This is a genomic window from Belnapia sp. F-4-1, assembly GCF_000802185.1.
Lineage (GTDB): Bacteria > Pseudomonadota > Alphaproteobacteria > Acetobacterales > Acetobacteraceae > Belnapia.
Window position 1 is genome coordinate 4,111,899 of sequence record NZ_KN676113.1, and the last position, 21,077, is coordinate 4,132,975.

The following is a 21,077-nucleotide window of genomic DNA, read 5'->3' on the forward strand; positions in this document are numbered from 1 at the left end:
ACCCACACGATGCCGCTTAACACGATCCTTGGGGGCCGCCTGCTGAGCGCGCCGCAATGGCCCGTGTTGGTGCCGTTGCTCTGTCTGAACGTCGGCATCTGGCCGCCCGTTCGATCCACAGGAATGTGGGCGCACACGTCTCTGCTGCGATCTTGACGCTGCATCATGCAAACGGTTCTGTGCTTGCAACAGCAGTGCGGCGGATAGCCCGCTTAGGTCCAGTGCGGCTCGCCCTTGGCGAGAAACCAAATCTGACCATCGCTTCTAAGAGGCGGCCGGAGTCGCCGGCCACCCCCGAAGCTTACTACCAGATGTTATCGGAAGCCGTGTAGCTAACATCGTAGAGAGTGATCGAAGTGTTGGGATTGATGTTCAGTGCTCCGACAACAGCATCAACGCCACCATGGGCGAAATCTTCGCCGACGTTCTTGGTGATTGTGCCATAGACCTCGCCATCGACCGCGTAGGTGAGCTTCCCCGGTTGCCAATCGAGCGTGTAGGTATGCACCTTGCTCTCGTCGAGCCCGTCATAGGTGACGGTGCGGTAGCCGTCGCTACCATCCGACTTCTCGTGATGTGCCGTTCCGTAAGCACGGCCGTTGTGGACTTCAACCACATCCATCTCCGTGCCCGGCCACTCGTCATTGCCCGGCCACAGCAGTGCAGCAGGCCCCTGCTGATTGCCCTTCATTGAGAGAGTGAACTCGTAAGTTCCATAGCCATTGCCGGCAGAATCGCCAGACGGCCGCTGCATGATTCCTGAATAGCCGGTCAGCGTAACCTGACCATCCTTGCTGGTATCGACGCTGCCCCAGGTGTGGTTGAGGATACCGACGCCGTTATCGAAGCTCTCAAAGAAATCTGCCAATTTATGAACTCACATCTGATGCTGTCATGATCAGTGAACGGTTCTCCGTACACACGAAGAGGTGCTAAGGGCGTTGGAGAGGGGGAGTCAACCACATCAATTGTGCTGACAGGCTAGATCATTGTCGATCGGGACTAGAGTTGCAAGCGATCCGCGTTGCAGATCGTATGCCGCACATCATCAACGTCTTAGTCACGCCAAGCCAAATCTTCTCGCAGAGATAACGGCATTCCAATACAACGTGTAGGCTGCCCCATTCTCGCACAGGTATCTTGCGCCGGAGTAGTTGCGGCAGCCCAAGCTTCTTGGCGACATCGATAAGCGCCAGAACCGCGCATCTTGCATAAACAGATTGGATATCGACTGGTCATTCGAAATAGGAACCGCGCAGCACCGCCAGCCTCGGACGCATGACCGGGAGCCTGAGTGAGGCGACATAAGCGGAAGATGATGATCGGCATTCCAAGAAGGTTTGCTGCGCGTGTGAGTGGGCTCAGGTGTGAGATCGCCGTCGTGTGGCGACTGTCTGACAGGCTGCGCCGTTGGAGCGTTCGCTCAGCAAGGCAAGAACTCGAATTTGCTGATGGGATCGAGAGTTGGTTTGGTTTCCCGACGGGGTTGTGGACCGGTTGGAGGGGCAGGGCGGGAGCAAGTGGCCGCTGGTTAACCTTACGCCACATGCCGCGCCCATCTGCTTCCTCGCCACATTCCCCAGCCTGGACCGGACCGGCATGGGGAAACTGATCGGGGGTTTGGCAGATGGCGTCCTCTACGCGGAAAGAGGTTTCGGCCGCGGGTTAACGCCCCCTGGGCATGGTCGCTTGCTCCTCTGCTGATCCCATCGCGGAACGTGCCACGGGTCCTGCTGGGTCAGAGCGGGAAGGCGCTGTACGGGCCACATCGCCGGGGTGCCAACGGCGGGAAGGCGGGCTACCCTGACCCCCAATCCAGGGAGAAATAGCCAGGATGACGATCGGTGATGCGCGCTTCTTCGCGCGAAGCGGGCCGTACCCGCTCGCCAGGGTGGCGGAAGCGGCGGAGGGCACGGCACCAGCACTGAACCTGCTGCTGACCGGTGTCGCCCCGCTGCACATGGCGGGACCCTCCGAGGTGAGCTTCCTCGACAATCGGCGCTATGCCTCCGCGCTGGAAGGCACCATGGCTGGCGCGGTAATCGTGCATCCCGACATGCTGGCGCGGGTGCCCGCAGGCACGGTGCCGATTGTCACAACAGAGCCCTATGCGGGGTGGGCGCGGGTTGCCGCTCTGTTTTACCCAGCACCGCCCATACGCCTCGGCGTGCATCCGACCGCCTGCGTGGCCGAGGGCGCACGGGTTGATCCCTCGGCCGAGATTGGCCCCTTCGCCTTCGTCGATGCTGGGGCGGAGGTCGGTGCCCGCTGCCGCATCGGCCCGCACGTCACCATCGCCGAAGGCGTGGTGATTGGCCCCGACTGCCGGATCGGCGCGCATGCCAGTCTCAGCCATGCCCTGCTGGGAGCACGGGTGTACGTCTACCCCGGCGCGCGCATCGGACAGGAGGGCTTCAGCTTCGCTCCCACGGCGGCCGGCTTCCTCTCCGTCCCCCATCTCGGACGAGTGGTCCTGGGCGACGACGTGGAGGTCGGGGCCAACACCACCATCGACCGGGGCTCGACTGGCGACACGACAATCGAGGCCGGGTCACGCCTCGATAACCTCGTCCAGATTGGACACAACGTCCAACTCGGCCGGTGCTGCGCCGTGGTGGCGCAGGTCGGTATCGCGGGCTCGGCGGTGCTCGGCGACTTCGTGCAGATTGGCGGACAGGCGGGTGTGGCTGGACACCTGAGCATTGGCCAAGGAGCGCGGATCGGGGCGCAATCAGGCGTGATGTCGGACGTGCCCGCGGGCGCCACTGTGGTCGGCAGCCCCGCCCAGCCGCGGCACGAGGTCTTCCGGCAGATCGCTTCCCTGAAGCGAATGGCGCGCCCGCAAGGGTGAAAAGGCTGCGACGCAAGGACCCACTTCCGTGCGGCCCGATTGAGCCGTCTGGCCAACCGTCTTTCCCACCTCTGAGATAGCCACCGGAGGCTGCTCTGACGCAGCGTGATCCGAGTGCAGGAACGGCTCCAGGGCTGAGTTGGGGCTAAACCTCGAAAGGGTTCGGCGTCACTTCCTCAGGCTGGTCGGCTTGCGTCAAACGCTGCCGGGCGGCGGCTGGGACCGTGCCATGCTACATTCAAGCGCACCAACATCGGTACGGAAGTATGGGTGAACAGCCGCGGTGACGCCGCCTCAAACGAGCTTCAGGTTGGCTGCCGCTTCTTTCCCGCGCTCCCGAACAACCTCGTAGCTGACTTTCTGGCCATCACTGAGGCCCTGCAATCCCGCAGCCTGCACGGCGGTGATATGCACGAACACGTCCTTGCCGCCATCATCAGGCTGAATAAAGCCAAACCCTTTGCTGGCGTTAAACCATTTCACAGCGCCGGTTGCCATCTGATGCGCTCCTCATTTTGGCCAAGCAGCAATGATCCAGCGGATCGGGCTGGTAAACACCAGAAAGCCGCCGTCGTTCCCAATCCAACCACCCGGTCTGGGCAGCTAGCGGCTGCCGCCATGGCACTTAGCCTTATGGCTGGCGGCGCCAGCGCTGAAGCGATGAGCGCTGCCATGCTGGTCCAGGGCCTCGCCACAGGACGACTAGGCGAAGCCAAGCGCCTCCTCGGCGTCTCGTGGCGCCGGGTCGCCACCGGCTCCGGCTCGCCTGACACGGCCGGGGCTGGGGTCCTTCTTTTACGAAGGTGATGGCGCCCATAGTTGGTGCGCTGTTGCAAGCCGTCAGAGGGCTGTCGCGCGACCAAATCAACCTGCTTGGGCTGAACCCGCTTCCTGGCGTGCTCGACGGCTTGCTTCATCCGTCCGTTTTCAGGATCGAGGGGGCGCCTACCCTGGTCATCTCGGCGACCCATGGGTGGACCGGCGAAGCGCGGCTGTTTCGCGATGCCGAGGTCACGGCGGAGGTGCTGCTGGCCTCGGCTTGCCTGCCGCAGTTGTCCCCAGCGGCGGAGATCGGTGGCGAGGCGTACTGAGACGGCGGCTGCGCGGGCAACCGCCATTGTGCGCGCTAGTCGAGGCGGGCGCACCCGGGGACATCGTGCTGGTCCGGACCACGCCCGTAGACCGACCCGCCTCGCTCGTCGGCACCTCTGGCCTAGCCGAACGGATCGACGAGATAGCCTTCGGCGCGGCGCTTGGCAGAAGTTGCGTTCGCTAGCGCTGCCTAAGGATTCTGGCCGACCTGCCTGCCTCGGCGGTGGGTGCCCTGGGGCGGCGGCGTGACGCCCGGATGCACGCGATCGGTGCCGAGGAGGAGTTCCGCAGGCTCAATGCAGGGAGCCACCGCGACGCAAGCTGGTGCTTCCTCCGCAGGATGCCCGACCTCGGCCGGAGCGCTGCCGAGCCCTGGCTTGCGGCCGAACTCTCCTCGGTGGGCGTCCGCTCGACAATAATTCGGTCCGAGTTCGCTGGCTCGGTCCTTGATCTAATCCCCTCCAGGGTATCGCTCGCAGCGGCTCAAAGGCCGGGCGAGCGATGCCCAGGCTGTCTGCCGGATACATCACCAGCACCGGAAGCCACACGCGATCATAGACGCCCAATAATGCGCCGAGGTTGCTGGTTGGATGCACATCCAGCAATCTCCGCTATCCGATAGAGTGCGATGAGGGGTCCATATCCCGTATTGCTTTGGCGGGGTCAGGCTGGACGCACAGTAGTGGAGGATCGCCGATGCCCGCCAGCAACCAGCCCCGGACCCGGGAGGGCCAAGCAGCCGCCGAGCGTGGGGTCCGTGATATCGAGGCGCGCGGCGGGCCTTTTGTTGCGGCGGTTGAGGCCACGCGGATGCCGATGGTGGTCACCGATCCCACGGTGCTCGGCAATCCCATCATCTACGCCAACGCTACCTTCCTCGAACTATGCGGCTATGAGCGCGAGGCGGTCCTGGGCCAGAACTACTTCTTCCTCTTGGGCGAGCACGCGGCCCTGGAGGTGGCGGCACGGGTCGAAGCAGTCATGGCGGCACAGCGTCGATTCATCGAGGACGTGCCGTTCCGTACAAGGGACGGCCGCGAGGTGTGGGTCTCGATGTTCGTCAGTCCTGTGGTCGAGGACGGCCGGGTGGTGCAGCACTTCGCCTCCTTCCTCGACATCAGCGATAGGGTGGCCCGCGAGCATGAACTGCGCGAGGCGAAGGAGACGCTGGAGCGGCGTGTTGCCACCCGCACGAGACGGCTTCAGGAGGTCAACGCACGGCTGCAAGAGGAGGTGGAGCGGCGGCAACGGACCGAGGCCACGCTGCGCGATGCCTTGGCTCAGGGCCAGGAGGACATCCGCTTCCGCGACTTCCTGATTCGCGAGGTCAACCATCGAACCAAGAACGCGCTGCAACTCGCGGTCTCACTGCTCCGCGTTCAAGCGCGCCAGATCGACGATCCGGATTGCCGCGCGACGCTGGAAACCGCCACGGGTCGGCTCCGGCGCGTGGGCGAGGTCCACAGCCTGCTGACCTACAGAGCAGGCAACCCGAACGCGATCGACTTTCCTGACTACCTCCGTCGCCTCTGCGAGGAAATGGCCGAAGCTATGGCGCCATCGCCGGAACAGGTGTCGGTCGAGGTGGAAGCTGACGAGGAGGCTGTGTGGAGCCCGGACCTTGTGGTGCCGCTCGGGCTTATCGTGGGTGAGGCAGTGACCAACGCGCTCAAATACGCCTTTCCGGATGGGCGCAGCGGGCGGGTCTGGGTCGAGTTGCACGCCGAGGCCGGCGGGCAGATGCGCCTGCTGATCGAGGACGACGGAGCCGGCATGCCCACCGAGCGTCGGGCAGGCTCGCTCGGGCTGCGACTGGTTGAGATGCTGGCCAAGCAGGTCAGGGGCCGAGCCGTGATGGAGGCCGGGCGCGGCGGCCAGGGCACCGCCGTGGCAGTCATCTTTCCCGACCCAAGCGCCAAGCCGGACTGAACGAGCCGATACGCCTCCCCAGTTCCGCTCGCCCCGTCCTTATAGGCCTCCCCGGCGTGGAACGGATTGTCGGTCAGTTACCTACGCCAACGGCCTCGCACTCCATGCAAAGCCGCTCTCGCATCAGGTCGAGGGTGGCTTGCAGCGTCGCCAACACCATCTTGGCCATCGGCGCCGCCTCGGGATGGTTGTTCCGGTCCTTCTCGTCGATGATGGCATGCTAGCGAGCGATACGCTCCACACCCTCTCGGACATGGCGGCTAGCCATAGCCGAGGCATCTTTGGGCGGGTCCATGATCGCCTCCCTCGGCCCATGCCTTACAATGACCGCGCGCAGTTGCGTTACAGGAATGCTCGACAGCGGACCTATCTGTGCGATATAATAATGTTTCTGCTGTTGGGAAGGGCCGCCTCCTAGCGGCGGAAGGCTGTCGGGCGGCCCATCAGTTTCTCCGTGCTGGCTCCCGGATGGGCTCTGGGGATTGTATCTACAGCCACTTAGTCGACATACACGCGATCAAAAGAGCCACCTCGCGGGAACGCCTCCGAGGGAGTCCGGTTGAGATTCCGGACGCTTTGTCCGTCGTTCCGCGTGAGGGTTATGAAGGACAGTAACGAAACGGCCAGCCGCAGCGTGGGCGAGGCGGGGCAGGATGCACTGGCCTTCCAGGCCCGCATCGCAGAGCTTGAGGCGGAGGTCGCCACTCTGCGCCGCGCTCTCGCGCAGGCTGGTTTATCGGCTGAGCAAGCAGCGGAAACGCACGCCGATGAACTCGCCCGTGAGCAGACTGATAATGCAACGGGCAGGAGGCTGGCGAAATCGGCGGCAGCCGCAGTCGAGGCGCAGCATGATCGACAGATGGCGGCAGGCCGAGCAAATATTGCCGCCACGGAGGCGGACAACGAGGCGCTGCGGCGCGCCAACGCCGCGCTGACCGAGAGCCGTGCAGCCTTGCGCGAGCGTGATGAGCGGATGCGCCTCATCCTCGACAGCGCCACGGAGTACGCGATCTTCACTACGGACCTCAGCCGCCGCGTCACCTCATGGAACGCGGGGGCAGAGCGGCTGCTGGGTTGGACCGAGACGGAAATCATCGGCCGCTCAGCCGACCCAATCTTCACCCCCGAGGACCGCGCTGCCGGGGTGCCGGAGCGGGAGGCCGCGACGGCCCTCGCGGAAGGCCGGGCCGAGAACGAGCGCTGGCACCTTCGCCGGAATGGCGCGCGGTTCTGGGCCAGCGGGTTGTCGATGCCGCTGCGCGACCCAGCAGCGGGGCCGCATGCGCCACCCCTTGGGCTGCTTGCGGTCATGCGCGACCAGACGGAGCGGCGGTGGGCGGAGGCGCGGCGGACTCTGCTGACGGACGAAATGAACCACCGCGTGAAAAACACGCTTGCGGTGGTGCAGTCGCTCACATCTCTCGGCACACGCGGTGCGTCACCCGACCTCTCGGCCTTCGCCGTGGCCTTCCAGCGACGCATCCTCGCCCTCGCCCGTGCGCACGACCTGCTCACCCGTGAGGACTGGACCGGTGCGCCGCTCGATGGGGTCGTGCGCGCTGTTCTTGCGCCCTTGCTGGCGGACAGCGATCGGTTGGACCTGTCCACCTCCGAGGGGGCGAAGGTGTTCCTGCCACCCGGTGCAGCGCTCACCCTGGCCATGGCCGTGCATGAACTCGCCACCAACGCGGTCCGGCACGGCGCCTTGTCCGGGCCGAGCGGACGTGTCCGGGTGGTTCTCCGCGCCGCGAACGACGATGGGGACGCCGAGCCATGGCAGGCTGTTGAGTGGGTCGAGCGAGGTGGCCCGCCGATCGCGGGTCCGCCTGCTCGGCGGGGCTTCGGGCTGCGGCTGCTTGAGCGTGGGTTGGCAATACAGGCAGGCATGAAGGCCGACATCCGCTTCGAGCCGGATGGCTTGCACTGTATCCTCCGCCTGCCCCCACATCGCCGCGTCGCACTGGGCCGCCGGACCAGCAACGCCTGACCACCAGCATCGCGGCAGCTTCGCCGCGCAACGCGTGCAACTACCACTCCGGCCTCGGCCCGTGGCCCGCGCTGAGCAGGTCAGCCCGCGACTGGGAAAACAACCGTGAATTTTGCTCCCGGGCCGCCACCGTTCGCCCCGAAGTTCAGTCGCCCGTGGAGTTGCCCGATCAGGGTGGAGATCACCCGCATGCCGAGACCGCTGGTTGCGCCGGGATCATATCCCGCAGGCAGCCCCGTGCCCTCGTCAGAGACCGACAGCGCGTATTCGCCCGGAGAGGTACGTTCGAGCGAGACCCTAATGCGCCCCGCCCCATGCTTAGCGGCGTTAGCCACGAGTTCGGCCACGATCAGCCCGAGGGGAACGATCCTAGCGGTCGGGAACACGGCATCGACGACCTCAACGGAGATCACCCCCTGGTCGGGCCGCAGCGTGCCGGAGAGATCGTCGCATAGTCGCCGGAGGTAAGCGCCGCAATCGATGGTACCGTCGCCATCGCCGACGTAGAGGTGCTGATGCACCCGCGCGACTGCCGCGACCCGGCTGGCAGCCAGGGCCAACTGCGTTGCGGCCTCCGTATTCCCGAGCGCGTGCCCTTGTAGCCGCAGCAGGGCGGAGGTTAGTTGCAGGCTGTTCATCACCCGATGGTCGATCTCTTTCGCCATTAGTTCGGCCCGTCGCAGGGCCGCGTCCTTCTCCTCAACAGCCCGCGACAGGTCGGCGATGGCGCGCCGGGCCGACAGGCGAAGCTCCATCTGGTCCATGACCAGCGCGGCGAGGTGCTTGAGGTGGGCGATCTGCCGCTCGCTGACGGGGCGTGGCTCGCGGTCAATGACGCAAAGCGTGCCAAGGTTGAACCCGTCCTGCGTCCGCAGCGGCGCGCCGATGTAGAAGCGCAGGCCGAATTCTCCCGCCACCAGCGGGTTGGCGAGCGCGCGGGTATTGACCCGCGCGTCGGTCAGCACCCACGGCTCGACTTGCAGGATAGCCGAGGCACATAGGCCCGGGTCGCGCCCGATCTGCTCCACATCGAGTCCGTAGCGCGACTTGAACCAGATGCGGTCGTGATCGACGAGGCTAACGATGGCGATGGGGACTGAGAACAGGTCGGCCGCAAGCGCGGTGATGCGGTCAAAGGCGCCGTCTGGGGGTGTGTCGAGGACGTCGTATCGACGCAGCGCCGCAAGACGGTTGGTCTCGGCATTCCCGCTCGCCAGCGGTCCACGGGTAGTTGTTTCCATGTGGCAGTATAGCCCCGCCCTCGCAGGTGCGACAGGGTAGCGGGAGCAGGTGACCCAGACTTCACACATTATCCCGAGACTTTCTCGACGCCTCGGCGTCATGGCGCAGCGTGCGGCGCACCCCAGATGGAAGATGCACCCTCAGCATGGCCGGCAGCAGGCATCCCACAGGTTCGGCAAAGTGGCACCGCCTGGGGCATCCCGTAGGAGGTTGCGCCATCCCTCATGATGCCAGCACGGCCCCTTTATCCGGTCGTCCGCGCTTTGCCCCGGCTTTCCGAACCTCTGGTTCTAGGCGCCAACCGCGGCAGCGGCATCCACGGTCCCGCCCGTTTCCCCGTTTGCCACAACGCGCGCGAGCGGGACCTCGATCTCGACCACGAGTCGCGAGGATCCCCAGTGCAACGCCACCGACCCGCCAAGCTGACCCCGGACGGGGACCTTGATCACTCGTGTGCCGAAGCCGCGCCGCGCCGGGATGCTCTGGATCGGCGGCCCTCCGTTCTCCATCCAGTGCAGGTGCAGAAGCCCGTCCTCGCCTGCCCGGCGGCCTATGTGCCAGCGCACCTCGACAAGACCGCCGGGTGTGGAGAGCGCGCAGGGCTTGGCGGAATTGGTGGCAAGCTCGTGCAGCACCATAGCGAGCGGCTGCACGGCGGTTGGCGCCAGCGCCACGGGTGGTCCGTCGAGCAAGACGGCCGTCACCTGCCAGGGGTCGGCAGACGCGTAGGGCGTCAACTCCCGCTCGGTGACCGCGCTCAGGTCGGCACCACGGCACGTTGCCGCTGTCAAACGGCATACCGTCCACGAATAGGTCGCGGTACCCTCCGCAAAGGGCGGTACGCCTGCTTGTAGCTGTCTTGCTTATCCTGGGTGGTATCCTCTCCATCCTTCCAGTCCTCAGACTATGGATGTTGCCGCTCGGGTTAGCGCTCATGAGCGACGACATCCCGCGGCTCAAGGACTGGTTTGAGCGCGCCGCGCGATGGCTTGGGCGCGTGTGGTGCCGAGTTCGTGGCCGACCCGCTGAGCGGTAGTGCCATCCGATAAGCGCCTCAGAGGCATCCGCCTGAGCCCGCCTAAAACTCCCCTAAGCTGCAACCTCCTCACCATCATCCTCATCAATCACCGCCTCGTTCAGGTCATCATCCTGAGGTCCGCGCTGACGCCGGATTGCGCCATAAAGCCGCGCCAGGGCGGTCTGCGGGTCGGTGGACAGTACCTTCACCCCGTTTGCGGCAAGGCCCCTCAGGAGTGCCGCTTGGGCGCCCTCTGGCGGCGCCTCATTCTTCGGCCCGGCGCACTGTTCGAGCACCCACAATCCGCCGCCGACCCGGTGCAGCGCTACCAAGAGACGCGGTTCATCGGCGACGAGGTAAACGCCCGATCCGTCGATGAGCCGCAGATGGTGCTCGGCGGCTCCCCAGTGGTGCAGCGCGAGACAGTTTTGGAATTCCCTGCCGAGACGCTGGAGTTCATCAGTGCTGGTGATCTGCCGGTACGGCGCCGGCACTTCGAACCCGGGATCGGGTGCTGGGATTCGCCCAAGTGCTCTCGTCAGCCGCCTCACCAGAGCCGGCAACCCAGCCCTCGGCGGAAGGCGAAGATCGTTCTCTCCAACTGCCCCATACGCCCGCAGGAATGCCACCAAGCTGTTGGCGAACTCCGCATGGTACCGGTCACGCAACGCGGCAAATATCGCTGCCACCTCCGGGTCCATAGCGGAAAGCGCCTCGCAGTAGGTGAGGCAGGCATCGTCGATCGTCTTGGCTTCGAGCATGACATCGGCGAACGGGCTGGCGGCGACGTTGCCAACCCTTCTGTAAAACTCCCGGCCGCGAACACGATCGCCCGCACGGTCGAGTGCGCGATAGAGGCGCGACGGACACCCCGGCAACGCAGCGGCGAGGAGATCGCGCGGGGCGCTGTCATTGATCAGACCAGCAACCTCGGCATCGGCTCGGCACGCGTCAGGTGCAAAATGGAGGAACGTCCCGATCGAATGCACGGCCTCGCGGGGCGCCACGATCAGCCGAGCGATAAGGATCGGCTTTACCCGGATCAGGGCAGCCATTCGGCCTGCATGCTCGCCGAAAGCAAGCAAGAGAGGAGCGCGTTCACGCGGAGGCTGGTCGCTTTCGTTGCTCATACGTCTGGCGTAGCCGAAAACTGAAATCTGGCAATGAAATCGGGGTCACGCTCTAGCGATCCTGTTGCGGCTATTCGGGACGGCCGCCGTCGCTGCGCGTCTGACCATCCTGCCCGCGGTAGATGAGACCCGTCGAGGCGAGGGAAGGCAGCGCCTTGGTCGCCGCATAGATTACCGAACCGGCTGGCCGGGCCGTGCCGATCCAGTAAGCTGAGATAGGTTCGCTAGCGCCGCCCGAAGGCTGCGATCTTGATGGCGGCGGTGTTGTGCGGGACGGCGCCTGCTCGGCAAGCTGTTTTTGGGGTTGGCGCATGCACCGGGCATGTGGCCGCTGTTCAAGGTGGCGGTCCGGAGCAGGACTAAACGGGCCGCTCCGATCATTGACTTTACCGAGCACATGGTCGCAGGGGTCTGGCTGGCCAACACCTCTGAAACGCGCCGATGAACGGCATTACCGGAGGGGCGATCCCCAGATTTGCCGGGCCGTGATGACCGATGCCAGCAAGGCCTAACCAGCGGCCATGGTGGCCGGGCGCGGCAGTCGCCCTCGCGTCAGCGTCGCAGCTTCCATGAGCACGGCGCCAACATCGCGTCCTCATCGTGCATTGCGGAGAGCCTTCGCATTGTCTGCTATGATCGCGCGCAGCACCTCCTTAGCATCTTCTATTCGCGGATAGCGGGGCAGTAGCGCTGCTTCGTGCCGCTTTGCCGCATCGACCAACTTGGCCGCCACAGCGCCTCCCTTGGTGGTCAGCGCGACCCGGACAAGACGCCGATCGCGCTCGTCGGACCTACGGCAGACAAGTCCTTGCTGCTCCATACGGTCTACTAGCTTGGTAGCGGTAGGTTGCCGAAGTGCGCACCGGTTTGCCAACTCAGTCACCGTTGTAGCTTCGGCCTCGGACAGGACGGCCAAGGCCCACCAGACCGGGCGTTGCACCCGCAGTTGGCGTAACTCCGCCTCGAACTCCGCATCGGCGGCTTGGGCGGCTCGGGTCAGTAGATGTGGCAGGTAGTCATCAGCGAAGCTTTCGCCTGATCCTGGCAGCCCTTCCATTCATCGATACCTTACCGGAATGATGCTAAATCATCATTGTTCGCTCGGATCGTCTATGCACGAGCATGGGATGTCGCGTCCGCTTGTTGCCATGCTGTCCGGCACAGACGATTGTCGCAGCATTCATGTTCCCGAATGAGAAGCACGCGAAGCTGCCATCCAGAGCAGTCCGCCGGAATGCCGGCTTCAGAGTCGTCGTTGATCCACTGGTCCGCCCGTTCACCGCGGCCAGTTAGAGGCCATCCACGACCCGGGGCGGTCATAGGATAGATGGCGGTTTCCCAACGACCAAGCTGCCGACTGTCCCGCCATCCATGCGCCGCCCGGTTCGGGGTCTCGACGGTCCTGCCCGGATGGTCAGCCGCCAGGGGTGGCCCGCGCCGATCGGGTATGCCTGGGTTGATGCTCAAGGCCATGCTGGGGACGATGCCGGGGCCATCACTTTGATTGCCATTGGCCTGGGCCGGACAACAAAGCAGCTAAATACAGGTCTCGACAACTATGCCGAGAGCCACCCAGGAGGATTTCCCGTGCGCTACCGCGAGATCGTACAACGCCCAGCCACTATCGCCAGCCACCCATTCGTCGCCGATGTCATCCTCGATCAGGCTGACTTTGCAAAGTTTGAGCAGGCCATGGAGAACCGGCAAGATGTCCGACTTCTGGCGAGGATCGATCGAGATGACCGTTACCTCGTCCATCTCGGATGTTCATCGGCAGCGGTGAGGCGGACTATTCAGACCGCCCTCGGCTGATGGGCTAACCGTCGTCAAGCGTGAAGCCGATCTTGAGCGTCACTTGGTAGTGCCCGACTTTTCCGTCCTTCACCTCGCCGCGGACTTGGACTACCTCGAACCACTTGACGTTGCGGACGGTGGTGGTGACCCGCGCAATTGCATTCTGGATGGCGTCGGAGACGCTGGTACCGGAGGTACCGACAAGCTCCACTAGCTTGTAGACGTGCTCAGTCATGACGGAGTTCTCCCGCGATCCGCGTCGGTCAACCCAGGGGGCGCCCACCGATCCTGCGCCGTCTAGGCAGCGCGGCACAAGCGGCACCTTTACTGTTGGCTGCTCGTGATCCCCACCGTGATCGTCTTGGAGACGACTAACCAAGCCTAGCGCAATGCTGTCCACGAGGCGCTGTGCGCCGGGGAAGGAGGATGGCTCGTACCTTACGCAGTTCATGCAAGCCTGCTGATCTAGATGGTACCTTCATTGTCGATCTGCGGACCGGATACTCATTCTACCAGATGGTCCGCGCTGCGTGGGCTGCGCCATTCGCGCTCCGCACTGCGGCAGAGCATGACACCCGCGCCTTCCATGAGCGGCCCGAAGCCCTGATGCGGCAGATCACCCATATGAACGACAGCGAGCACCATGCCTTCCGATCGGCGTCCTACAGGCCATCCGCGCAAAGCTCGCAAAGGTCCGCGATGGAGGGGATGCCAGGGGGGGTTGCCGGCCTGAGCACCCATAGCAGGGCACAGTCGGATGCCATCTTCACCGCCGTGGATGATGACCCAGTAGCCCGTCCCGCCATCACGGAGCGGATGATCGGGAACATTCATCGACAAACCAGATCGCCCGGACGAACAGCGCCGCCATGGAGAACAGCCGCACCGCCCTCCGGCAGGCCGTGGATGCCGATGACCGGCGCGGTGATGGCCTAATGAGTTCGTTGGGGTAGATGCCCTCACCAGCAGCCCCGGCATTGCGACCGGGCTCAATTTGACCCGCAACGTTCCCAGGAGTTAGTTCCGGGCACTGGGTCAACGGATGACCGCGGCGGGTGATGCCCAGCGGAGCGGGGAAATGCTCTGGCTGCTGGGTGGCCAGGATCAGGCTGCGGTTCAGGGCGCCATGGATGAGCTTGCCCAGCGGAGGAACTTGCTCCAGCGGGCCACTGCCATCTCCGCGCCGTCCCTCATCGGTGATCTGGCTGCTGGCCGGGTGGCGGGTGGATTGCTAATCGGGCCGGATGATCCGCGCCGGGGATTGTTGGGCCGGTGAAGGGAAGGGGAGGGACCAGCCCTCCCCATCCTGCTAGGCCGCGATCTGGCCGGGCTGACTGCCTACACCCTGTAGCGGGGCTTCACGTAGGGCTGGCCGCAGGCGCACTGGCCCGCCACGAAGCCCTGTTGAGGCATCGGGTTACGGTGGCGCTGGTACACCAAATCAGGGTTGTTGTATCGCTGGACCCTCTGGCAGTGCATGCGGCAGAACGGGCCTTGGCCCTTGGCCATGGAGTACGCAGGCTTGGCGCACTCCGGATGTGTACAGGTGCTCATAATGGATTGGCTCAAATGAAAGGGTGGAAGCGGGCAGCTAATACGCTGCCCGCCGGTAGGCTAGTGGCTAGAGGTGGACGAGGCAGCGGAGGGGAAGGTGTTCGGGTGGTGGACGATCACGTCCCCATGGGCTTCCACCACCCACGCCACCCTTGCGCCGGACAGCGCCTCCGCCTCGCGGGCGGCAGCGGCGGCATCCTTGGCGTCATAGGAGACAGTCACGCCAGTGGTGCCATCATCGCGCTGAACGATGATGACGAAGGCCCTGTCCCTGTGCGCGGTCATACCTTGTCCTCCGGACCTTCCAGGCGGTGCTTCGCCACCACACGCGCCGCCAGGATCAGGCTGCGGAACTCCGGATCATCCCGGAAGGCGTCCAGAAGATCGGCGCCGCCTTCCTCGTTAAGCTCAAGCGCTGCTTCCTCCAGCCGCAGGGCAGCCTGCTGCGCCGATAGTAGTGGGTGGCGAACTCCTCCAGGGCCGCAGCGTAAGCCTTGGAGGGGCGGAAGGTGGCGTACTCCCCCTTCAGCAGCGCCAAGCCGCGATCCTTGCGGCTACGGGGAAGGGGCATGGGGACGATCTCCGCCATCACTTCGCACCCCGCTGGCTGATGGCCTTGCGAACATCGTCCACAACGCAGAACTTCGTGTTGTCCGTGCCCTCAATCAAATAGAGGGCGCGGCCGTTAAGGCCAGGACCGCTTTCGCCCGCATCATCACGCTGGCCGTTCTCCGCCATGTGGATGACGGCCTCCACATCGGTGGGGCCGGAGATGATGCTGATGTCCACGCCCTTCGCGCCACGATCCATGACAACGAAGAACACCGGGTGGGCCGCCGCCTGCTGGATCGTCATGCGATCTTCCCCGCAACGCGATCCGCGATGGCCTTGATCCGCTCGCTGGTGAGCGTGGGAGTTGTCTCTGCCCGCCAGTATTGGGTGATCCATTCCCGGTCGTGCTCGTACAGCCAGGATTCGATCCGGAGGAAGGCATCGTAGGCAATCTTGGTGCCGTTATCATCCCGGCGCTGGCGGGCGTAGGCGTATTCCTGCCATGCATCCAACAGCGCGAACCGCTGCGCCTGGATGGTGGCGATGGTGGGGGGATCAGACATGTATTGGGATGCCCTACTAGGCTGTTGAAGTGCTGTAGGCCCGCCTTACGGGGGAGGCGGTACAAGGAATGTACCTCATAAGTGCCTGATCTGGAAGTAATTTCTGCGCTTGATCTTATCGGTCACCAGTGATCCACACTAATCGCGTGGCCGGAACACTACAGGCCAGCGGGTAATACTGGCGGTGTGGTCTAATACGGAAGATACGGAAATACCGAATACGGAAGAGAATTATTCGTATACGAGTTTTTTTCATGGGGTGATGAAAAAAAACGAACAGGGAGGTGAAATCCCTATAAGAAGTTGATTCTTCCGTATTTTCCGTATTTCCGTATTAGGCAACGAAAGATGTGAGATATACCAAGGGCTTTGCCCTTGGACCCCTAATACGGAAGCAAATACGGAAATACGGAAGGAGGGCCTGACGGCCTCCCCCGCTTGTTCCTGGCGCCAGATGCTAGATGGAGATGTTCCAGCCGGAGGCGGAGCCACCGTACCGCTCATCATTCACCACCACGTCCTCAAGATTGGGCAGGCGATCAGGCCGGTAGATGATATCGGCGGTGGTCGCAGGGGTGGTGGGCCGGTAGGCCGCAGGCATGCTGGTGTTCACAGGCCGCGCCCGCCAGTTCACCTTGGCTTTCTCCAAGGGGATGCCCTCACGCTTGGACCAGCTATCAAGATGGGCGTAGAACGTCCTATTTTTGAAGGTGGCGTGGCTGCTGTTCTGCGTCTTGGCAAGGTCCCGGTACGCTTCGTAGAGGAGGGGGCGGCGGATGTACTGGAAGCCCTCGTCCTTGAACAGCGCATCGAACAACAGGTCATGGAAGGGGCGCTGGAGCCGGACGAGGTTCTTGTAGGAATCCCCGTGGAAGGCCGCCACATGCTGGAGGTCCCCATGGCGATCCTGCATGGCACGGAGCCACCGGCCAACCTGCTCCCGATCCCGGAGGAGATGCTGGCCCACATCCCGGACCCACTGCTCCGCCTCTGCCACCGTGCAGCCACGTTGTTCCGCCACGGCGGACTTCAGGGTGCGGGTGGCTTCGATAACGGAGATGCGCCGGTCCACTTCGCTGCCAACCACGCGGACCGAACCCGTGACGCCATTGCCCGCCACCACCAGCAGCGCGGTGTTCTCAACCTGAAACTTGGCCAAACCCTTGGGTTCCACCCACATCTGGCGGGAGCCCAACAGGCGCTTCAGGGCGTTCTCGTCAACCTTGTCTTCAACGCTCTCATCAACGAACCAAACGGCCTTGCCGATCAGGTGCGAGTTGAACTTGCTGGTGATGTCGTTCATGGACAGGCCATCGGCTACGAGGTTCCGCCCGAACACCGTGCCAAGCATGGCCTCCACGAACAGGTTCTTGCCAGCGCCGCCCTGTTCGTTGTGGACGGCGAGGGCGGGCAGCAAATAATTCTGCGGCCTCTGCCACTTAGCCAGGATCAACTGCTCAATATGGGCGACGCCGCCCGGATCACCGTTGGCCAGGGTGTGCAGCAGCACATCGAAGAAGCCATCGTAGTCCGCCGTTGCCGCCATGGGGCAGAACTGCGGGCGCAGCATGTTCAGTACATCGGCGGGCTGTTCGGCGAAGCTGCTGGTGATGGTCCGGAAGTGGCGACCGTCCTCCGCCATCACGGACATGAACAAGGACCAATAGAGCTTGTCCCACATGGAGTCCGGCCGGATCATGCGAACCGCCCGTTCCTTGATCGGGGTCCAGCTATCGGTGGCGCCATGGTAGTGCCACCAGCAATCCGTGGAAGCCACGTAGGAGATGTCATGCTCCGCCAGGAACTCCTCCCGGATTTCGCGCTTGATCTCCTCCATGGCGGCAGCGGCTTCCGCCTGCGCCGCCCGCTCTGCCTCTGCCTTCAGCCGCGCCTTTTCGGCCTCCGCTTCAGCCTTCAGGCGCGCCTCCTCTGCGGCAGCAGCGGCCTTGGCTTCGATAGCGAGGGCCTTGGCCCGCGCGGCCTCTGCCTGCTGGTCCAGGCGCCGCGCCTTGGCGTCACGGAGGTTGATCACGCCATCGGTGCCGGTGGCGGAGGCAATCGAGCACGCGTCCTCGTTCCCCATCTCGGGGGTGTTCTCGTAGTCCATGTCTGGTGTCCTGTGAAAAGGTGGGCCGCTGGAATGATTTCTCGAAGGGTGCTGTAGGGGACGGCAGAAAACCGCCCCCCGTTCAGCCAACACCCCCCAAGGCTTTGCCGGGTAGCTACCCCGGCGGGGCGATTTATCCCCCGGATCGCGGAGCCGTTCAACAGAAAAGTGAACGGCTCCTCGACAATCTGTTACCGCTTTCCCAAGCCCTTCTTGGCGATCCGGAGCAGCGCCGCTGTTGACAGTTTCGGCTTGTCATCAATAACCGGCTGGCTCATGACGAAGGCCAGCATGTCCCGCTGCTTGTCCGGGCCATGGTTGGGATTGGACCGCATGTACCAGCCGTCCAGGCCATCGATCTCGTCAAACACCTGCGCCATCTCCCCGTGGGAGAGGGTGCCGCCGGACTTGCGCCAGACGCGGCCAAGCAAGCTTAACATCGTCTGGTAGTGGCTCCCCTGGACGGAGGTGTTTGGGTATTCGTCCCGCCAGTCCGGATTGAACACCGCCGGATCATCGATCCCACGGAACTCCGTCCGCGTCCGCTGATCCGCGAGGCGCTGGCGCATGGCGGCCTGCTCCGCCTCCGTCAGAGGACGGTGGGGGGCATGGTGGGAGGTCTTAGGCTTGGGATCGTACTTGGCCGCGATGCCCTCCGGATCGGCGGCCCGCAGTTCGGCCTCCCGCGCCAAGAGTGCATCCACGTCCAGGGCGGCACCCTGCCATGTGCTCGTCTCCGTCTGGTGCGGCGGGGCGAAGAGCATGTCTCCGGCGCTGTAGATGCTGCCGTCACCCTGGCGCCCGAAGGCCAGTTCGTTCAGGGTGACGTGACAGCGGACCATCTCCTCCCGCGTCACCTCCCGGCTGGTATCGAAGACGATACGGAACTTGCGTTTCGCATCCGTGCTGGACCACGAGGTGTAGGTGAACGCCCTCACAGGCCCGAACAGGCCGGTGATGCGCTCCCGGACGATGGCCTCGTCCACCATCGGCAGGTCCGCGCAATCGTTGTCAATATCGCTGTAATGCAGCGCCAGGGCAGCGGCCTCGGAGTCCCCGTTCCGCCAGCAGCCACGGACCATGCGCGGGCCGTCCCGCGTGACAAGGAGGCGTTCGGACCAATTGTACCAAGCAGGCACCCACGCATAGGTTTCGAACTTATGGGTGGTGCGCTTGGGGTAGCGGAGGTCGCGCAAGATGTAATCCTGCATGGCCCCGAAGCTGTCGAACGTCTCAATCGCGGAGACGGTGGCCATGTCGAGCTTAGTACGCTGAACCTTCCCATCCTTGAAGGAGAAGGTTTTCTCCATCGTGCTTAAATAGTAACGGCCCATCTGTTGCTCCTGCTTGGGAACGGGTACTTAGAAGATGCCGCTGTTCACAGTCCAGTGATCTTTCATATTGCGATTTCAGCCGGGTGGAGCTATAAAGGGGATGGCTCTTGAATAAATCTTAATGTGAACTGGCCCACCGCCTCCCTGCGGTGGGCCTTTTTGCGTTTGGGGGTCCACCCGGTTCGGGATATATGCCACGGCATGGATTATCAACTTGGTGTAACGATTCTCAACTCGCTCAACCGATCTGAGACAGCATGCCCCGGCATGGACGGGCTTGGTCCAAGGGCTTTGGTAGAACTACAAACTTGCTCATCAACCTTTGAGTATATATCTGCAAGATCCCGGTGCTTCGTGCGTTGGCCCGTCTGCGACCAGTGCCGGGCCGTTGTTGAGCTGCACGCCCGGCCCGGCCCGGCGGCCCCGGCCCCGTAGGCCAGACATGGCTAGGGGGCCTTGCGGCCCCCCGTCATCACCCCCTGGAGTAGGAACCCGGTGGACTAGGCAGCCAGCCCAAGCAGCGCCTCGATCCGGCCGGCCATGGTGCCCACAGCCTCCGCCTGGATGCCAGCCTCTATCGCCTCATAGTGCTTTTGCGTGGTCCGGATATCGGTGTGCCCTACGTTGCGCGACACCACTGTGAGGGGGATTTTCTGGCGGACGGCGAAGTTAATGTACACGCTGCGGAGGCTGTGAGGCACCAGCCGCCGCTCCAGGCCCCCGGCCCGGCAGGCGGTGTCCAGATACTCCGCGCAATTGGCGATCTCGGTGCCGGTCTGGCTTGGGAACACGAGTGCCCCGGTGTAGCCAAGGGTGGCGCGGAGTTCAGCCGCCTGCCGGAGGACATCAAGGGCCAGGGGAGACAGGTAGATGGACCGGGGCTTGCCGCTGGCGCGGTCCGTCTTGTGCTCGTCAACCTGAGCCACGGTGTCCTTGATATCCGTGATGTGGAGCGTTTGCGCCTCCATCTTTCTGCACCCGGTGTGCAACAAGAATTCGAGCATCAGGTAACCACCCGGCCAGCGGATGGGGATGTCGTTGGTGCCCGGCCGCGCCCGGCGGCCCTTCACCCATGCCGCCTTGCCCGCCTGAATGCCCTTCAGCAGGGCCACGATCTCCGCGTCGGACAGGTTTGTGGCGTAGCTGCTGCGGTCCTTCACCCGGAGGTCGCGGGTGTCCTCTATGAGGTGGCTGGCGGCATTCACCAGGGGCAGCCCATCCCGGCCGAATTTCGGCAGGACACGCTCCCGGTCGCAGTAGTTCCAGGCGGCCCGGTACCAATGGACCAACTTGCGCCCGGCCTCGCGCCCGGCGAGGTTATATTTCCGGACCACGGCCAGCAGGATGTGACGGCTGGCGTCCACCACCGGGAGGTCCCCATATTCGTGCAAGAGGGGCTTCATCATGGACCTGATGCCCGCCTCGGTGGTCCGCTCCCGGCGCTTCCGGGTGGCGTCCTTGATCTTTCCCTTGATGTAGTGCTCCACCATCTGGCTGATGGTTTCCACCGGGGCCGGGGTGGCGACCACCGCCGGTGCCGCCGTGCCCTTGCCAAGCTCGGCATTGAACTGATCGGCCCTGGCCTTAGCCTGGAGGTAGGTCAGGCCGGTCACCCCAGTGGGATCGAAGATGCCGATGATGCTGGTGGTGCCCCCTGGCCCGCGCCAGTCCCACACATGGCGACCGGATCGCGCGACCTTCAGCCGAAGGTGCTGTGTCTCATGATCGGTATGGTAGACCTGCGCCTTATCCGGGGGGCAGGTCAGTTTATGGGCTTCGGTGCGAAGGCGGGTGGTGGCCATGCGGGGCTCCTTGGGGTGCAGACATGGGCGATGTCCTCCATGTATAACATGTATGAGTCAGGGTCAAAACTCATACATCTCATACAGGCACGGGCCTATATCTACCTTATGGCGAGCATCAA

General features: G+C 63.9%; 21 protein-coding genes. 5 read left to right on the forward strand and 16 right to left on the reverse strand.

Annotation, left to right across the window (positions count from 1 at the left end; all coding sequences use genetic code 11):
• Positions 1-304 precede the first annotated feature (304 nt).
• Entirely contained in the window at positions 305-868 is a 564-nt protein-coding gene (locus tag LH62_RS19395) for a family 16 glycosylhydrolase (protein ID WP_043363686.1), read from the reverse strand.
• A gap of 966 nt (positions 869-1,834) precedes the next feature.
• Between LH62_RS19395 and lpxD the strand changes: the two genes are divergently transcribed.
• Positions 1,835-2,851 carry a UDP-3-O-(3-hydroxymyristoyl)glucosamine N-acyltransferase gene (lpxD, locus tag LH62_RS19400; protein WP_043363687.1) on the forward strand — a complete coding sequence of 339 codons (1,017 nt, stop codon included), beginning with the start codon at positions 1,835-1,837 and terminating at the stop codon, positions 2,849-2,851.
• 294 nt (positions 2,852-3,145) lie between these two features.
• On the opposite strand, the gene LH62_RS19405 is transcribed toward lpxD, so the two are convergent.
• Positions 3,146-3,349 carry a cold-shock protein gene (locus LH62_RS19405; RefSeq protein WP_043363688.1) on the reverse strand — a complete coding sequence of 68 codons (204 nt, stop codon included), beginning with the start codon at positions 3,347-3,349 and terminating at the stop codon, positions 3,146-3,148.
• A gap of 308 nt (positions 3,350-3,657) precedes the next feature.
• On the opposite strand from LH62_RS19405, the gene LH62_RS19410 reads away from it, so the two are divergent.
• The 3 genes from LH62_RS19410 to LH62_RS19420 all read left to right on the forward strand — a co-directional run bounded on the left by LH62_RS19410 (position 3,658) and on the right by LH62_RS19420 (position 7,859).
• Positions 3,658-3,942 (forward strand): hypothetical protein, encoded by a 285-nt coding sequence (locus tag LH62_RS19410; RefSeq protein WP_043363689.1) that lies wholly within the window; start codon positions 3,658-3,660, stop codon positions 3,940-3,942.
• Positions 3,943-4,639: 697 nt separating this feature from the next.
• Positions 4,640-5,872, forward strand: a complete 1,233-nt coding sequence (locus LH62_RS19415) for a sensor histidine kinase (protein WP_052214713.1) — start codon at positions 4,640-4,642, stop codon at positions 5,870-5,872.
• A 559-nt stretch (positions 5,873-6,431) separates the two neighbouring features.
• Positions 6,432-7,859 carry a sensor histidine kinase gene (locus LH62_RS19420; RefSeq protein ID WP_144404548.1) on the forward strand — a complete coding sequence of 476 codons (1,428 nt, stop codon included), beginning with the start codon at positions 6,432-6,434 and terminating at the stop codon, positions 7,857-7,859.
• An 80-nt stretch (positions 7,860-7,939) separates the two neighbouring features.
• Here the strand turns inward: LH62_RS19420 and LH62_RS29415 are convergent, their stop codons facing one another.
• The 7 genes from LH62_RS29415 to LH62_RS31225 all read right to left on the reverse strand — a co-directional run bounded on the left by LH62_RS29415 (position 7,940) and on the right by LH62_RS31225 (position 13,688).
• On the reverse strand, positions 7,940-9,100 hold the full coding sequence (locus LH62_RS29415; protein WP_082012669.1) for a sensor histidine kinase: 1,161 nt from the start codon (positions 9,098-9,100) through the stop codon (positions 7,940-7,942).
• 291 nt (positions 9,101-9,391) lie between these two features.
• On the reverse strand, positions 9,392-9,838 hold the full coding sequence (locus LH62_RS19430) for a sensor histidine kinase (protein WP_144404549.1): 447 nt from the start codon (positions 9,836-9,838) through the stop codon (positions 9,392-9,394).
• Between the two features lie 352 nt (positions 9,839-10,190).
• Positions 10,191-11,174, reverse strand: coding sequence for a hypothetical protein (locus tag LH62_RS19435; RefSeq protein ID WP_043363690.1), 984 nt, complete (start codon positions 11,172-11,174; stop codon positions 10,191-10,193).
• Positions 11,175-11,844: 670 nt separating this feature from the next.
• Positions 11,845-12,306, reverse strand: a complete 462-nt coding sequence (locus LH62_RS32740; protein ID WP_082012670.1) for a MarR family transcriptional regulator — start codon at positions 12,304-12,306, stop codon at positions 11,845-11,847.
• 479 nt (positions 12,307-12,785) lie between these two features.
• The gene (locus tag LH62_RS19440; RefSeq protein WP_043363691.1) at positions 12,786-13,007 is read right to left on the reverse strand and encodes a hypothetical protein; all 222 of its coding nucleotides are present in this window, start codon (positions 13,005-13,007) and stop codon (positions 12,786-12,788) included.
• Positions 13,008-13,065: 58 nt separating this feature from the next.
• A complete protein-coding gene (locus tag LH62_RS19445) occupies positions 13,066-13,278 on the reverse strand; it encodes a dodecin (protein WP_043363692.1) in 213 nt (70 codons plus the stop codon).
• A 269-nt stretch (positions 13,279-13,547) separates the two neighbouring features.
• Positions 13,548-13,688, reverse strand: coding sequence for a hypothetical protein (locus LH62_RS31225; protein ID WP_160299857.1), 141 nt, complete (start codon positions 13,686-13,688; stop codon positions 13,548-13,550).
• Positions 13,689-14,121: 433 nt separating this feature from the next.
• On the opposite strand from LH62_RS31225, the gene LH62_RS19450 reads away from it, so the two are divergent.
• Positions 14,122-14,319, forward strand: a complete 198-nt coding sequence (locus LH62_RS19450) for a hypothetical protein (protein WP_144404550.1) — start codon at positions 14,122-14,124, stop codon at positions 14,317-14,319.
• Positions 14,320-14,657: 338 nt separating this feature from the next.
• Here LH62_RS19450 and LH62_RS19455 read toward each other — a convergent pair whose 3' ends face one another.
• From LH62_RS19455 to LH62_RS19485, 7 genes are all read right to left on the reverse strand, one after another.
• On the reverse strand, positions 14,658-14,882 hold the full coding sequence (locus LH62_RS19455) for a hypothetical protein (protein WP_043363694.1): 225 nt from the start codon (positions 14,880-14,882) through the stop codon (positions 14,658-14,660).
• A gap of 55 nt (positions 14,883-14,937) precedes the next feature.
• Positions 14,938-15,186: a hypothetical protein gene (locus LH62_RS19460; RefSeq protein ID WP_043363696.1), complete on the reverse strand. Its 249-nt coding sequence runs from the start codon at positions 15,184-15,186 to the stop codon at positions 14,938-14,940.
• A complete protein-coding gene (locus tag LH62_RS19465) occupies positions 15,186-15,452 on the reverse strand; it encodes a hypothetical protein (RefSeq protein WP_043363697.1) in 267 nt (88 codons plus the stop codon). Before LH62_RS19465 ends, LH62_RS19460 begins: the two co-directional genes overlap by 1 nt.
• Complete coding sequence (locus tag LH62_RS19470; RefSeq protein WP_043363699.1) at positions 15,449-15,712, reverse strand: hypothetical protein; 264 nt, start codon at positions 15,710-15,712, stop codon at positions 15,449-15,451. The genes LH62_RS19465 and LH62_RS19470 overlap by 4 nt, the downstream gene beginning before the upstream one ends.
• A 457-nt stretch (positions 15,713-16,169) precedes the next feature.
• Positions 16,170-17,819, reverse strand: coding sequence for a primase-helicase family protein (locus tag LH62_RS19475; protein ID WP_043363700.1), 1,650 nt, complete (start codon positions 17,817-17,819; stop codon positions 16,170-16,172).
• 191 nt (positions 17,820-18,010) lie between these two features.
• Complete coding sequence (locus LH62_RS19480; RefSeq protein ID WP_043363701.1) at positions 18,011-19,153, reverse strand: hypothetical protein; 1,143 nt, start codon at positions 19,151-19,153, stop codon at positions 18,011-18,013.
• Positions 19,154-19,653: 500 nt separating this feature from the next.
• Positions 19,654-20,955 carry a site-specific integrase gene (locus tag LH62_RS19485; RefSeq protein ID WP_043363702.1) on the reverse strand — a complete coding sequence of 434 codons (1,302 nt, stop codon included), beginning with the start codon at positions 20,953-20,955 and terminating at the stop codon, positions 19,654-19,656.
• Positions 20,956-21,077: the final 122 nt, after the last annotated feature.

Coding starts and splice junctions, on each gene's coding strand:
- LH62_RS29415 (WP_082012669.1), bottom strand. CDS start 9,100: ATGGAAACAACTACCCGTGGACCGCTGGCGAGCGGGAATGCCGAGACC.
- LH62_RS32740 (WP_082012670.1), bottom strand. CDS start 12,306: ATGGAAGGGCTGCCAGGATCAGGCGAAAGCTTCGCTGATGACTACCTG.
- lpxD (WP_043363687.1), top strand. CDS start 1,835: ATGACGATCGGTGATGCGCGCTTCTTCGCGCGAAGCGGGCCGTACCCG.
- LH62_RS19405 (WP_043363688.1), bottom strand. CDS start 3,349: ATGGCAACCGGCGCTGTGAAATGGTTTAACGCCAGCAAAGGGTTTGGC.
- LH62_RS19470 (WP_043363699.1), bottom strand. CDS start 15,712: ATGTCTGATCCCCCCACCATCGCCACCATCCAGGCGCAGCGGTTCGCG.
- LH62_RS19465 (WP_043363697.1), bottom strand. CDS start 15,452: ATGACGATCCAGCAGGCGGCGGCCCACCCGGTGTTCTTCGTTGTCATG.
- LH62_RS19455 (WP_043363694.1), bottom strand. CDS start 14,882: ATGACCGCGCACAGGGACAGGGCCTTCGTCATCATCGTTCAGCGCGAT.
- LH62_RS19450 (WP_144404550.1), top strand. CDS start 14,122: ATGCTCTGGCTGCTGGGTGGCCAGGATCAGGCTGCGGTTCAGGGCGCC.
- LH62_RS19435 (WP_043363690.1), bottom strand. CDS start 11,174: ATGGCTGCCCTGATCCGGGTAAAGCCGATCCTTATCGCTCGGCTGATC.
- LH62_RS19460 (WP_043363696.1), bottom strand. CDS start 15,186: ATGGCGGAGATCGTCCCCATGCCCCTTCCCCGTAGCCGCAAGGATCGC.
- LH62_RS31225 (WP_160299857.1), bottom strand. CDS start 13,688: ATGGTGCTCGCTGTCGTTCATATGGGTGATCTGCCGCATCAGGGCTTC.
- LH62_RS19415 (WP_052214713.1), top strand. CDS start 4,640: ATGCCCGCCAGCAACCAGCCCCGGACCCGGGAGGGCCAAGCAGCCGCC.
- LH62_RS19485 (WP_043363702.1), bottom strand. CDS start 20,955: ATGGCCACCACCCGCCTTCGCACCGAAGCCCATAAACTGACCTGCCCC.
- LH62_RS19445 (WP_043363692.1), bottom strand. CDS start 13,278: ATGACTGAGCACGTCTACAAGCTAGTGGAGCTTGTCGGTACCTCCGGT.
- LH62_RS19475 (WP_043363700.1), bottom strand. CDS start 17,819: ATGGACTACGAGAACACCCCCGAGATGGGGAACGAGGACGCGTGCTCG.
- LH62_RS19410 (WP_043363689.1), top strand. CDS start 3,658: ATGGCGCCCATAGTTGGTGCGCTGTTGCAAGCCGTCAGAGGGCTGTCG.
- LH62_RS19440 (WP_043363691.1), bottom strand. CDS start 13,007: ATGGACGAGGTAACGGTCATCTCGATCGATCCTCGCCAGAAGTCGGAC.
- LH62_RS19480 (WP_043363701.1), bottom strand. CDS start 19,153: ATGGGCCGTTACTATTTAAGCACGATGGAGAAAACCTTCTCCTTCAAG.